This window comes from Pseudoduganella sp. RAF19 (genome assembly GCF_052114165.1).
In the GTDB taxonomy this organism is placed as follows: domain Bacteria; phylum Pseudomonadota; class Gammaproteobacteria; order Burkholderiales; family Burkholderiaceae_D; genus Rugamonas.
This window is the reverse complement of sequence record NZ_JBFREF010000014.1, coordinates 61,816-75,586: the sequence shown is the minus strand read 5'-3', so window position 1 is coordinate 75,586 and position 13,771 is coordinate 61,816. Positions and strand designations below refer to the sequence as shown.

Genomic DNA, 13,771 nt, shown 5'->3' with positions numbered 1-13,771 from the left:
TTACGGTGGGGGCCGCCCAATAACTCATCGTACAACCTCATGAAAACCTTGCTTGCCGCGGTCCTGGCTTTGACCTCCACCTGCATTCAGGCTGCACAGTTCAACGTATTGGTGTTCTCGAAAACCGGTGGTTGGCACCACGATTCTATTCCCGCTGGCGTGGATGCGATCAAGGACTTGGGCAAGCTGCACGATTTCACGGTGTTCTGGACCGAAGATCCGAACCGTGTCTTCAACGACAAAGAGCTGGGCAAATACCAGGCCGTGGTATTCCTGCTGACCACCGGCGATATCTTGAACGTGGACCAGAAGGCGGCGTTCGAGCGTTACATCAAGGCGGGCGGCGGCTACGTTGGCGTGCACAGCGCGTCGGACACGGAATATGGCTGGCCGTGGTACACCAGGCTGGTGGGACATATGTTCTATGTCCATCCCACGATCCAGACCGCGGTGCTGAAAGTCGAAGACCGTCAGTTTCCTGGCATGGAGCGCTGGGCGCCGCGCAATCTGTGGACCGAGGAATGGTATGAGTTCATGCCCGCGGCGTCGAACAAGCTGAAGTATCTGCTGACGGTGGACGAATCGACCTACAAGCCTGAGACGAAGTGGCCGGGCAAGGAAGGGAAGGGCATGGGCAAGTTCCATCCGATCAGCTGGTATCAGAACTACGACGGCGGCCGCTCCTTCTACACCGCTCTGGGACACCTCCCTGCAACCTACAGCGATCCGCTGTTCCGCCACCACCTCTTCGGCGGCATCTACTGGGCCGCCACCGGCCGCGGCCTGGAATAGCCCTGCAACCCTGGCAAAAAATCCGGCCACCAGCGTGGAATTGGCCAGCACAAGGCCGACGACCCAGCGCATTGACGCATGGAGTTCCTTTCGCAATTCCTTCAGCGCGAATTGCTCAACTGTGAGGCAGTTCGGGGCTTGCGGTTTTGAGGTTGGACAGGCTGGTGGAGGAAAAGTTCAGGGTGAGCTGCGCCATGCAGCCGAGGCAGAGCAGGGAGAACAGGGCGGCGCTGGCGATGGTGAGCGCGTAATTGTGGCCGGTGAAATCGAGCATGGGGCCTTGCACCGTGCTGACGAGAATGACCGCGAAGGCCACCATGATGTCCTTGCTCGAATTGAACCGAACGAAGTCGCGGCTGGCGAACAGTTCGATCGGCATCGACGACGCGGCGGTGAAGTAAGCGCCGGACATCAGCACGTGCGCGAGATAAAATCCGCGGAAGCTCGCCGCGTCATGCACCAGCAGATAGCCGCACACCGCGATCGCAAAGTAAGCGGCCATCAGTATCCCCGACACGCGCATGGCGCCGAAGCGGTCCACCAGCCAGCCTACGCCGAATGCCGTAGCGATCGACACGGCATAAGCGCTCGCCGTCATCGATCCCAGATCGGCCAGTGAAATGCCCAGGCTCTGCGCATAGCTCTGCGAGAAAGTGTTGAACGGTCCGAACGTCACGCCGGCGAACATGAACATCGCGCACTTCCACAAATAGCTGCCCTCCAGCCGGGGCCATGAGGCGTTCGGCTTGGGTGAGGGTGCATCGGGCAAAGGCTGCTCGCGCGTCAGTACGCACATGAGCGGAATCGCAGTCCCGAACACCAGTGCAATCGCCAGCAGGATCTCGAACAGATAAGCATCCGTCAGCGCAAACACGGAAGTGTTAAAGCCGATTGCCACACCCAGGCCGACGATGCGGAACACTGCATAGAAGCGGCCCACAAAGCCGCGCGGAATCACGTCGTTCACCAAGCCGCTGTACAGCGCCGTGGTGGTGATGGCCGCGCAATCGAAGACAGTCCAGAACAGGCAGAAGTAAGCGATGCCCAGTACCGGCAATCCCGGCGACCAGGAGCCCAGCACTGCATGCGTGATATGCGCGAAAGCCGGTGCAAAGGCTACGCACACCATGGCCAGCGCGCCGAGCAGGCCGGTGGCCAGCAGAAATGGCCGCCGCCTTCCCCAGCGGCTGCGGAAATGATCCGAGTAATAGCCAATGCGCGGCACGACAAAGACGCTGATTACCGCAGGCAGGGCGGACATCAGCAGTGAGATCGTGGTGTCGGTGGCGCCGTAGCGCCGCAGCACCACGAGGCCGGTCGGAATCGCCCAGCGGTCGCGCATGGCGATGCCCAGTTCGCCAACCAGCAGCCCGCACACGACCGCAGCCAGCCCCCACAGGGTATAGCGCAGAAGGGAGCCGGCGCGCTGCATGGGCCTCAGGCCGGAGCCGGTCCGGTGGAATTGCGGACTACCAGCTCGACCGGGAAGGCGATTCTTGCCGCGGCGGGCTCGCGGCCTTCGATCAACGCAACCACCTCGCTGACTGCGCGCACGGCCATGTCCTTGAACGGCTGGCGCATGGTGGTCAGGGTAGGGAAGACGTAGCTGGAGGTTGGAATGTCGTCGAAGCCGATCACCGAAATATCGGCCGGCACCTTCAGGCCCTTGCTGTTGATGGCGTCCATGGCGCCGAACGCCATTTCATCGTTGGCGGCAAAGATAGCGGTGGGGCGGGGCTCCAGTGCCAGCAATTTTTCCGTTGCGGAGAAGCCGCCCGATTGCGCAAAGGCGCCGTTGACCATCAATGCCGGATCATGCGGCAGACCCGCCTCCTGCAATCCGTCGAGATAACCCCGTTCACGCTCCGCGCTCTGGCCGGTGCCGGGATTGCCGCCGATGAAACCGATGCGGCGGTGGCCCAGCGACACCAGATGCTCCACCGCGATACGCGCACCGATGCGGTTTTCCGGCACCACGGACGGCATCTCGAATTGCCTGGCGTCGAAGCAGACCAGCACGGAGCTGAGCTTCTGTTGTTCCAGCACTTTCAGGAAGGTGTCCTGCGCGGTCGGCATCACCACCACCAGGCCGTCGCACAGCTTGGTAAGCATTTCGCTGGTGGCCATGCGGCCAGGATTGTCGAAGCGTTCGGCATTGAACATCAACATATCATAGCCCTGGCTGCGCGCCTCGTCGCCCACCGCGCGGATGATCTCGTGCAGCACTACCGGACCATAGCTGTTCACGAACACGCCAATCAGCTTGCTCTTATCGCCGCGCATGCGCCGCGCCAGCATATCCGGCGTGTAGTTCAGCTGCGCCGCGGCCGCCATGATGCGGGCGCGCGCTTCTTCGGATACATAGCCAACCCCGCGAATGGCACGCGAAGCGGTGATCGGGGCCACCCCGGCGATCTTTGCCACTTCACTGAGTTTGCTGGTTTTTCGCATAACTGATCATTTTTTCGATTATTTGCAGAAGAGCATGTGGTCACGATACCACATATTTTTCATCAATTCTAATGGATTTGTCAGCAAAATCAGACACTTACTGCCGGTTTCCGCTCATGGTAGTGATCATTTTGTGTGCAAGGCAAGTGTATGGTAACGTGGTCATATGCCTGTTGTCAGACGACTTGGGCATGCTAACAAACACAGAAAAACAGTCACGGAGACCAAATGAGAAAGACGATTCTTGCCACCGTTTTGCCCCTGGCTTTGGCAGCGGCTTACGGTAACAACGCAGCGGCGCAGACGGCCGCTCCTGCCGATGCAGCCGATGCCGCAACGCCGGCCGCTGCGCCGGACGCGCCAACCGCCCCGGTCGAAACCGTGGTGGTGACGGGCTTCCGTTCCAGCCTGCAGAAGGCTCTGAACCTGAAACAGCAGGCCATCGGCGTACGCGACTCGATCGTGGCGGAAGACATCGGCAAATTCCCTGAATCGAACGTGGCCGAATCGCTGCAGCGCGTGCCGGGTGTGATCCTGAACCGCGACGAAAGCTCGGCCGAAGGGCAGCGTATTTCGATCCGCGGTCTGCCGACTGAATATTCGGTCACCACGCTGAACGGCGCGCCGGTCAACACCACGTCCACCGCCACCATCGGCAGTGCGGCGCGCGGCTTCAACTACGACGTGTTCGCGTCCGAACTGTTTGGCCGCGTCGACTTCTACAAATCGCCACTGGCCGAATTGACCGAGGGCGGTCTGGGTGGCGTGGTGGACCTGCAATCGCCGCGTCCATTCGATAATCCGAAGCGCACCGTGCGCTATGCGCTGAACGGTTCCTACAACACCACTTCGGAGAAAACCGATCCTTCCGGCTTCGCGCTGTATTCGAACACCTGGGGCAACTGGGGCTTCCTGATCGGCGGTTCGCATTCGAAGGCCGTGAATAACCGGTCCGGCTTTGAAGCGACCGGCGGCTACAACAGCTCCTTCAATGGCAGCAAGAGCCCGGTGCAGGGTAACTTCGCCGTGGCGCTGGACTACAACGATCCGCGCGCCAATCTGTCCGGCTACACCAAGGACCAGATCGACAATGCCTTCCTGCCGCGTATCTACCGCTTCTACGGTTCGTCCAACGAGCGTACGCGTGATGGCCTGGTGTCCTCGGTGCAGTTCAAGACCGCGGAATTCGACTTCAGCCTGGATGGCATGTATTCGCGCCTGAAGAACAAGCGCGATGAGCTGTACTACGGCATCCTGGTCCGCAACAGCAAGACCACCGATCGCAATGCACCAGCAGGGCAGGCGGGACACAGCGGCTTCGTTCCATTGAACGTGCATATCGATCCGGATTCCAATCTGCTGACCGGCACCTTCGGCAATACCTCTTACAGCAGCGGCGTCACTTACACGGAAGATGAAACCAAGTTCGGCTACATCGCGGCCAACGGCAAGTGGACCCCAAGCAAAGGCTTCGCCGTGACCGGCCAGTTGAGCGCCAATAACAGCGATGCAATCAGCTATCAGGACACCTTGTCCGGCCAGATCTTCGGCGTCGATTCCACCATCGATTACGGTTCGGACCACGTCTATCCTTCGCTGTCTTCGCCGGTCGATTACACCAACCCGGCCAATTTCACGGGCTTCGGCATCGGCACCGGCTGGACCCGCGAGACCGACAAAGGCCGCCAGGGCCGCCTGGTGGCGGACTGGGATTACGGCCTGCCAGGCGACTGGAAGGGTCACCTGAAGGCGGGTCTGGTCTATGTCGACACCAAGAAGGGCGTCGACAAGCGCAACGCCACCACCGACATGACCGCCAAGCTGAATCAGCTGGGCGATGCGAGCCTGCGCAAGGGCATGACTTCCACGCTCCCGATCAGCAATCTGGACATGGGCGCCGGCTGGCCGCACCAATTCGGTACCTTCACGAAGGACTATACCTACGGCACCTTCGACCCGCTGGCCTTCAACACCTCGGCCACCTTCACGCCGGCGCAGAGCTTCACAGCCGACGAAAAGGTCAAGACCGCCTTCATCCAGTCCGACTTCAAAGGTGAGCTGTTTGCGGGCCACGAGCTGCGCGTCAACGCCGGTGTGCGTTACTCGAAGACCGAAACCGACATCGACAACTTCAAGAAGACCGGCAGCAACAACACCTATCAGCCAAACGAAGAACACGGCTCCTACAGCAATGTGCTGCCAGCTGTCAGCGCCGCCTTCGATATCACGGATGATCTGATGTGGCGTGCTTCCTACGGCAAGACCATCAGCCGTGCATCGCTGTCCATCATCGCTGCGCAGACCGTGATTCCCAATCCGTTCGACAACAGCGCTACGGCCGGTAATCCGAACCTGCGTCCGCAACAGTCGAAGAATCTGGATACGAGCCTGGAATGGTACTTCCAGCCGGGCGGCCTGCTGTCCGCCGGTTACTTCAACAAGAAGCTGACCGACGCCACGGTGTCGACCACGACTCAGACCACCTTCGGCGCACTGGGCTTGCCGGATACCGCACTGGGCGCCATCTTCTACACCCAGAACGGCAAGGTCGATCCAAACCTGCCGATGACGCTGCGTACCTACAGCAATGCGGGCGAGCAGACGCTGAAAGGCTATGAGCTGGCTTACCAGCAGTCCTTCACCTTCCTGCCGGAGCCGTTCAAGGGCCTGGGCGGGCTGGCCAGCTATACCCACATCGATCCGTTCAACAGCATGCCGTGGATTACCAATGCCGGTAAGCAGATCGAAGTCAATTCGGTGCCGAAGTTCGCATACAGCCTGACCACCTACTACGAGAACAACAAGATTGCGATGCGTCTCTCGTACAACTACAAGGGCCGTTCGCTGCATCCGGATAATCCGAAGAACAATGGCGATGACCTGATCCGCTGGCGCGCTGCCCGCGGCTACCTGGACGCCAACTTCACCTACAAGATCAACGAGAACCTGGAGTTCCGTGTGGATGCGATGAATCTCTCCAACACGCTGTCCTATGACTACTTCGAAGACGCCACCGGCAAGTACGGCGACGGCAAGAGCACGCGCATGGACTACGCCAAGTACGACGGGCGCACTATCAAGTTCGGCATTCGCGGCAAGCTGTAATGGATCGGCGCATGAAGAGACGACTCTGTCTGAAACTCGCCGTGGCTGGCATCGCAGCGCTGGCCACGGGCTGCGCGACAACGACAGGCGCTCCCGGCGCCGCCTCGCAAGAGGAAGTGCTGGGGGCTCTGAACCGGGCCAATGCCTACTGGCAGCGCAACAACGCTCCCGAGAAGTGGGCCTTCTGGGACGTGGCGGCCTACCATACAGGTAATATGGCGGCGTATGCGCTGACCGGCAACGAGGCCTGGCGCAGCTATTCGACGGCGTGGGCGGAGCATAATCGCTGGTTGGGCGCGAAGTCGGACGTGAAGGCGAACTGGAAGTACCAGTACGGCGAAACGGACGACAATGTGATGTTCGGCGACTGGCAGGTGTGCTTCCAGACCTACATCGACTTGTACAAGCGCGATCCGGCCAAAGATCCGCGCAAGATCGCCCGCGCACTGGAAGTGATGCAGTACGAGATGAGCACTCCCAACAGCGATTACTGGTGGTGGGTCGATGGCCTCTACATGGTGATGCCGGTGATGACGCGCCTGTACACCGTGACCGGCGAACGGCGCTACCTGGACAAGCTGCAGGAGTATTTCACCTACGCCGATAAGCTGATGTACGACGGTGAAGCGGGCATGTACTACCGCGATGCCAAGTACATCTACCCGAAGCATAAGGCGAACAACGGCGGCAAGGACTTCTGGGCGCGCGGCGATGGCTGGGTGTTCGCGGCCTTTGCACGGGTGCTGGCCGATCTGCCAAAGGATCATCCGTCTTATCCGGTCTTCGTGGAGCGCTACAAGCGCATGGCGGCGGTGCTGAAGCCTGTGCAGCATCCGGACGGTTACTGGACCCGCAGCATTCTCGATCCGCAGCAGGCGCCTGGTCCGGAAAGCAGCGGCACCGCGTTCTTCACTTACGGCTATCTGTGGGGCATGAATAACGGCTATCTGGACAAGGCCGAATATGCTCCCGTGGTGGCGCGCAGCTGGCACTTCCTGAGCAAGGTGGCGCTGCAGGCGGACGGCAAGTTCGGCTACGTGCAGCCGATCGGTGAACGCGCGATTCCGGGCCAGATCGTGGACCAGAACTCGACGGCGCCGTTTGGCGTGGGGGCCTTCCTGCTGGCGGCCAGCGAGATGGCGAGGTACGTGAAGTGATGGGTGCGGCGCGCCGCACGCTGGCCCGCGTTGCGTGTGTGGCGTGCGCGGCGTGCAGTCTGTCGCTCGTCGCCGGCACGGGGCAGGCCGCCGCGGCCAGTGCGGGTGCCGGCCATGCCGGTGCGGGTTATACGGGGGCGGGGCACGCGGGTGCTGCGCGCCCCGACGCCGCAGTGGGCGGAATGAGCGCGCCCGCTGCAGGCGCTCCGCCGCGCATTGTGGACATCGCGCCCGCGTGGGCGGCCAACTCCGTCAACGCCGTAGTCTTCCGCAAGAATTCCCTGGCCACTGCGGACGGCTGGCAGTACGCCGCCTTCTACGACCAGGAGCACTTTCTCGTGCTGGCGAGGCGCAAGTCCGGCGCCAGCGAATGGGAAATAAGGCGCACACCTTATCGCGGCAGTTCAAGCGATGCGCACAATGCGATCAGCATCATGGCCGACGCTGAAGGTTTCCTGCACGTCGCCTGGGACCACCACAATTCGCATCTGCGCTACGCACGTGGCGTCGCTCCAGGCTCGCTGGAGCTGGATACGCCGCAGCCAATGACAGGGCAAAACGAAACCCGCGTCACTTACCCCGAATTCCACAGGCTGCCCGATGGCGGCCTGCTGTTCCTGTACCGCGATGGCGGGTCCGGTAACGGCAACCTGGTCGTCAACCGTTATGCAGGCGGCATCTGGCATCGCGTGCATTCCAACCTGATCGACGGCGAGGGCAAGCGCAACGCCTACTGGCAGGCCTTCGTGGACGGGCGCGGCACGATTCACCTGTCCTGGGTCTGGCGCGAATCGCCGGACGTGGCCAGCAACCACGATATCGCCTACGCCCGATCACGCGATGGCGGCAAGACCTGGGAACGCTCGGACGGGAAGCCTTATGTCTTGCCGATTACCGCTGCCAGCGCCGAATACGCGGCGCGCGTGCCGCAGAAGCATGAGCTGATCAACCAGACTTCCATGTCGGCCGACGCACAGGGCCGGCCCTATATTGCAACGTACTGGCGGGAAGAGGGGAGCAAGGTCCCGCAATACCGCATCGTCTATCTGGGCGACAGCGGCTGGGTAAGCGCGCCGGTTGGCGCGCGTACGACGCCCTTCACGCTGGGCGGCGGCGGTACGAAAAAGATCCCGATTGCACGTCCGCAGATCCTGATCGGCAGCGAAGGACAGCAGTTGCTGGTGTTCCGCGACGAGGAGCGCGGCAGCCGGGCCACCGTTGCCGTGCGCTGCAGCGGTGCAGACGCATGGCAGTTGCGCGATCTGACGGCGGCATCGGTCGGCGACTGGGAACCCAGCTACGACACCGAATTGTGGCGCATGGCGGGCGAACTGGATCTGTTCCTGCTGAACGTCACCCAGGGCGACGGCGAGCGGGTAAGCGGCGCGCCGCCGCAGATGGCGCGCGTCCTGGAGTGGCGTGCGGATTGCCCAAATCCGGGTTCTGGGCGATAATCCGCCCACTATGACTGATACGACTACTTCCCCAGCGCTGCCCGACCGCCTGTCGGTCGACCCAAGCAGCAAATACTTTAACGAAGACGTGTTGAAGCGCGACATTGGCATCAAGTTCAATGACAAAGAGCGCGGCGACGTCGAGGAATACTGCATCAGCGAAGGCTGGATCAAGGTTGCCGCCGGCAAGTCGCTGGACCGCAAAGGACGTCCGATGCTGATTCAACTGAAGGGCAAAGTTGAGGCTTTCTACCGCTAATCCGGTCCGCATTGCCTGCCTGCTGGCGGCCCTTGCCGCCACGCCGGCGCAGGCGCTTGAGCCCATGCTCACCCTCACAGCAAAATCTTCCGCAGGCCGGGTGCTGGTGACCGCGCAGTTCGAGAACCGCGGTCCGGCTCCCGTGCAAGTGCCGCGCGCACTGGCCAGCGAGAAGGAACTCACCGGCCGCTTATTCGACATCCGCGATGCGGACAGCGGCGACATCATTGAATATCAGGGCATCATGGTCAAGCGCGGCCCGCTGACGGCTGCCGATTATCTGACCCTGAAACCTGGCGCCAAACGGCGCAACACCATCGATATCACCCCCAGCTACGCCTTCAAGCCGGGCAAGCAACGCTACCTGCTCAGCTATGAAGGCGGCGCCCCCGTGACCTTCAGCCACGAGGGCAAGTAGGCTTACTGCTGCGCCGGGGTGTTCTCGCCGAAATATTCGTGCGAGTCGGCGTTGTCGATCGCCTTGGCCGGATCGCTGATCGCCAGGCTGGCCGCGCCGGACTGTCCATAGACCCAATCGTCCGTGCTGGCTACGACATTGAAGTGGCTCATTTCATGCACCAGCGTGCCGCCTTTGGAGTCCGTGCCGGTCATTGGCGCGCTCCAGAAAGCCTTGCACACGTAGATCTTGTAAGGCTGGGTTGGATAGACGTAGGCGTAATAGGTTTTCTTGCAGCCGCAATCCACCGTCACCGGTTTGGTGGCGAAAGCGTCCTTGATGGCGGCAAAGTGCTGCTTCATGGTGGCATAGCGCCCCGCGTTGTACGTGCCGAACCATTTGGTATAGCGCGGACCGGTCTTGCCTGCCGCGAGATAGGCATCGCCATCGTTCGCCATCGATTGCGCGGCGCTGACCGCCGAGGTGATCGAGGTCTGCTGCGACGTCGTGCACTTGCTGAAGGAGAGGCCCGCTGCGGCCGCCGCCGATTCCTGGCCCAGCTGCATCAGGGGCACGCTGCCGCGCGGCTTGTTCCCGTCCACCCACACGGACAGCGCTTCCGATTGCAGATCGTCGGACTGTTTATCGTCGCCGCGCAGCAACTGCTGCGATTTGCCGTGCGCCTTGCTGTGGAAGCGCACGGAATAGTCGCCCGTTACGCTCATGTTGTACATGGAGGACAGTTCGACTGTCGCGGTATAGGATTTACCTGGCTGCAGCAGGTAATAGTCGTCGGACGTGGGCGCGCCGCGCTTGGCGATCATGCCTTCATACGGCACTTTCACGCCGTCGCGCGTGACGTCGAACAGCTGCTGCTCGATTTCACCGAACGGCGTTTGCCATTTGAGGACGCTGATTGGCGCCGATGTGGTATTGATCATCGTGACGCGCACTACGACATCGTCTTGCGGGCCGAGCGTGCGCTTGTCCATGCTGATGCTGGCCGACAGGCCGCCGGGTGCTGCGCTTGCGGAGAGGGAGAGAGCTGCTGCGAAAATCGCCAAGCCAGTGTTCAGAGTCCAGCGCATTGTCGTCTCCAGAAAATGGGGGATGGAAGTCCATCCTCACACTTTCGGCGGCGGGCGTAAACCGGAATTCGTTTGCCATGCGCGGCGTTCTGCGTGCGCGCAACGGTTCTGTTCAGAACGGGACAAAACCGTCCGGCTTTGTTAAAAATGAGACGTATTAATCGAGTTGCCGGAGCAGGGCGCGCGCATCGTCCGCCTGTGCAAATCGCGTGTCGCCCGCCATCAGCTGTTCCAGTTCCTTGCGTGCGCCGGCCTTGTCGCCGGTCTTATACAGCGCCACTGCCTTGTGATAGCGGATGTCGCGGGCTTTCGGCGCCTGTATGCTGGCTTTCTGCAGGATTTGCAGGCCGCGCGCGATGTCGCCTTGTTCGACCAGAATCCAGCCCAGCGTATCCATCACGTTCGGATGGTCGCCGGCAGCGCGGTAGGCCTCCTCCGCTGCTGACAGGGCGCGTTTATCGCCCGCCTGCTGGTAGGCCCAGGCCAGGTTATTCAGGCCCGCCACGTTTTTCGGATCGCGCTTCAGCACCGTTTCAAGATATTCGGCCGCTTCCTTGTACTGCTTATCCGCCAGCATGGTTTCCGCTTTATAGAGCTGTACGCGCAGATCGTCCGGATGTACGGCGATCCACTGCACCAGACGTTTCGCGCCGTCCTGCGCCTTGCCGTTCGCGCGCAGGGCGTTGACGGATTTGATCATCAGCTCATTCGATTTCGTCAGCGCATAGGCTTTTTCGTAAGCAGCCAGCGCCGGTGCAGGCTTCTTCTGCGCCATCAGAATATCGCCTTCCAGCTGGTAGCCAGCGGATGCTTCCGGATATTTGCGTTGCAGCTGGGACGCCGTCATCAGCGCCAGTTCGTAGGAACCCTTGCGCACAAAGAGTTCCGCCTGCGCCAGCTGAGCGGCCGGGAAATCCGGCTGCATGGCCAGAGCGGTTTTCAGCGAATCCTCCGCTGCGATGTCCTTACCCATCAGGACTTGCAGCGCCGCCACCTGCATTTGCGCCTGCGCGGAACGGGGCAGGGCGAGCGCCAGTTTGCGGTAGGTTTCCAGCGCGCCCGAACGTTCGCCGTTGGCCAACTGGCTCTTGCCGAGCAAGTCCAGCAGATCGGGATTGTCGGGATGCGCCAATTGGATCTTGCGCGCGAGGTTCAGCGCTTTCTGATTGTCGCCTGTCACCAGGTACTGGGTCAGCAAGCGCACCGTAGGGTCCACGCCGTCCGGATTCGCCGCAACGGCTTTTTCCAGCCAGGCAGTGGCGTCGGCAGGCTTGTTCTCGTTGGCCGCCAGCGCCGCCATCATGGTCATGGCGTCGGTGTCGTTCTTGTTCTTTTCAAGGAATGCGTTCAGCCGCACGCGCGCGGCGTTCATCTTCTTCTCTGCCAGATCCATGCGCACCAGGTTCGACGCGGCAGGGAAGTGCGATGGCTGCAGCACCAGCGCCCGTTCGAAATCCTTGCGCGCCTGTGCAGCCTCGTTTTGCGCGAGATGGACCAGGCCTTTCAGTTCCTGCACGGTGGCGTTGTCCGGCTGCGCCTTTTCCATTTCCAGCGCGGCGGCGAGTGCCTTGTCGTAGTGTTTCAGTGCCAGCTCGGTACGCACCAGCGTGATGCCTGCCTGGGACGATTTGGCATCCAGCTTGATCGCCATTTGCAGATCGCTGATGGCCTGTTCCTGTTCACCCTTACCCAGCTTGCTCAAACCCAGCGAAGTGCGCAGACCGGCGGCCTTGGGATCGAGCGTGGCCGCTTGCTGGAAGAACGAGGTGGCGCGGCCGAAGTCCTGCACCTGCATATAGGATTCGCCCGCCAGTGCCAGCAGCTGTACGTCCTGCTGCTCGCTTTTCAGGGCCGGGGACAGGACGTTCAACGCATCCGGCGAATGCCCGCTTTGCAGCAGCGTGGCAGCCAGCATCTTGCGCGCCGCGACATTGTTCGGATTCTTGTCCAGGTATTGGCGCAAATAGTTTTCCGCCTGATGCAGGGAACCGAGGCGCAGGTTGACAGCGCCTGCCAGCAGCAGACTAGGCATATGTTCCGGCGCCACGCTGAGGACCAGGTGCAGCGACTCCAGTGCATCCGCCGGTTTTTGACGCGAGAAGTCCAGCAGGGCTTGCGTGTACACCACCAGCAGGCTGCCCGGCGTGATTTCGCGGCCCGCATCGAGGAACTTCTGGGCTTGCTCGAACTTGCCTTCGCCGAGCGCGACGAAAGCCTTGTCGACATAGGCCATGCGATGGTTCGGATTGACTTGCAGGACCTTGTCGTACAGCGCCATCGCTTGCGCAGCCTTGTTCTCGGCGCGCAGCAGGTCGCCTTTGAAGAGCAGAGCGTCCGTGTTCTGCGGCTCAGCGGCGATGGCCTGGTCGGCGTAGCCATGCGCCGCCGCTTGATCCTGCGTTGCCAGCGCAATGCGGCCCATGCCGATCAGCGCTGCCACGTATTTTGGATTCGATTGCAAAATCGCCTGGTACTGCTGGCGCGCCGCATCGGTCTGCTCCAGGGCCAGCAAGGCATCTCCGCGTACGGAGGCCAGTTCCGGTTCGTTACCTTTGGCGGCTTTCTCGGTTTCGTCCAGCGACTTCTGGAATTGACCCTGAATCAGCAGGGCACGCGCCAAGACCGGCATGGCTTTTACCGGAGGGAGTCCCTGCTCGATGGCCTTGCGGATTTCCTTTTCGGCGGACGGGCCGTCGCCGGCCTCGTTGTAGACGGTTGCCAGCATGTAGCGCACGTCAGCGTCGTTGGGCGCCTTCTCCGCGGCGTTCTTCAGGACGATGGTGGCGGCGTTCAGGTCGTGCTTGGCCTGATACTCCCTGGCTTGCGACAGAAGGGTCGATTGCGAGGTCCACGCATCGCAGCCCGCCAGGGCGAGCAGCAGCGCGCAGGCTGGAAGACTGTTGCGTGAACTAAACATGAGGCACCTATGAATTCTGGAATCCTTTCATGTTGGCACGCAATTCTTTGTAATGCAAACAATTATTGTGTATTATTGGCAACAAGGTTTCGTAGACTGTCGGAAATTATTACAGCTGAGCTACTACCATCTTGGTACTTAATCGCAACTT

The 13,771-nt window shown here is 61.3% G+C and carries 10 protein-coding genes; 6 read left to right on the top strand and 4 right to left on the bottom strand.

All coding sequences use genetic code 11. The features are described from left to right. Positions 1-39: 39 nt before the first annotated feature. Entirely contained in the window at positions 40-792 is a 753-nt protein-coding gene (locus AB4Z19_RS28840) for a ThuA domain-containing protein (protein ID WP_442036926.1), read from the top strand. A 115-nt stretch (positions 793-907) separates the two neighbouring features. Here AB4Z19_RS28840 and AB4Z19_RS28835 read toward each other — a convergent pair whose 3' ends face one another. Then, positions 908-2,224 (bottom strand): MFS transporter, encoded by a 1,317-nt coding sequence (locus tag AB4Z19_RS28835; RefSeq protein ID WP_442026496.1) that lies wholly within the window; start codon positions 2,222-2,224, stop codon positions 908-910. A 5-nt stretch (positions 2,225-2,229) separates the two neighbouring features. Beyond that, a complete protein-coding gene (locus AB4Z19_RS28830) occupies positions 2,230-3,243 on the bottom strand; it encodes a LacI family DNA-binding transcriptional regulator (protein ID WP_442026497.1) in 1,014 nt (337 codons plus the stop codon). A gap of 228 nt (positions 3,244-3,471) precedes the next feature. Between AB4Z19_RS28830 and AB4Z19_RS28825 the strand changes: the two genes are divergently transcribed. The 5 genes from AB4Z19_RS28825 to AB4Z19_RS28805 are packed head-to-tail and all read left to right on the top strand — an operon-like array spanning position 3,472 to position 9,636. Then, a complete protein-coding gene (locus AB4Z19_RS28825; RefSeq protein ID WP_442026498.1) occupies positions 3,472-6,348 on the top strand; it encodes a TonB-dependent receptor in 2,877 nt (958 codons plus the stop codon). 11 nt (positions 6,349-6,359) lie between these two features. Beyond that, positions 6,360-7,505, top strand: coding sequence for a glycoside hydrolase family 88/105 protein (locus tag AB4Z19_RS28820; RefSeq protein ID WP_442026499.1), 1,146 nt, complete (start codon positions 6,360-6,362; stop codon positions 7,503-7,505). Then, positions 7,505-8,959, top strand: a complete 1,455-nt coding sequence (locus AB4Z19_RS28815; protein ID WP_442036924.1) for a BNR repeat-containing protein — start codon at positions 7,505-7,507, stop codon at positions 8,957-8,959. Before AB4Z19_RS28820 ends, AB4Z19_RS28815 begins: the two co-directional genes overlap by 1 nt. Before the next feature lie 10 nt (positions 8,960-8,969). Beyond that, positions 8,970-9,218 (top strand): DUF3297 family protein, encoded by a 249-nt coding sequence (locus AB4Z19_RS28810; RefSeq protein WP_442036922.1) that lies wholly within the window; start codon positions 8,970-8,972, stop codon positions 9,216-9,218. Beyond that, on the top strand, positions 9,199-9,636 hold the full coding sequence (locus AB4Z19_RS28805) for a hypothetical protein (protein WP_442036920.1): 438 nt from the start codon (positions 9,199-9,201) through the stop codon (positions 9,634-9,636). The genes AB4Z19_RS28810 and AB4Z19_RS28805 overlap by 20 nt, the downstream gene beginning before the upstream one ends. 2 nt (positions 9,637-9,638) lie before the next feature. On the opposite strand, the gene AB4Z19_RS28800 is transcribed toward AB4Z19_RS28805, so the two are convergent. After that, the gene (locus tag AB4Z19_RS28800; RefSeq protein ID WP_442028131.1) at positions 9,639-10,703 is read right to left on the bottom strand and encodes a M35 family metallo-endopeptidase; all 1,065 of its coding nucleotides are present in this window, start codon (positions 10,701-10,703) and stop codon (positions 9,639-9,641) included. A 157-nt stretch (positions 10,704-10,860) separates the two neighbouring features. Next, a complete protein-coding gene (gene prsT, locus AB4Z19_RS28795; RefSeq protein ID WP_442028132.1) occupies positions 10,861-13,620 on the bottom strand; it encodes an XrtA/PEP-CTERM system TPR-repeat protein PrsT in 2,760 nt (919 codons plus the stop codon). Between the last annotated feature and the right edge of the window lie 151 nt (positions 13,621-13,771).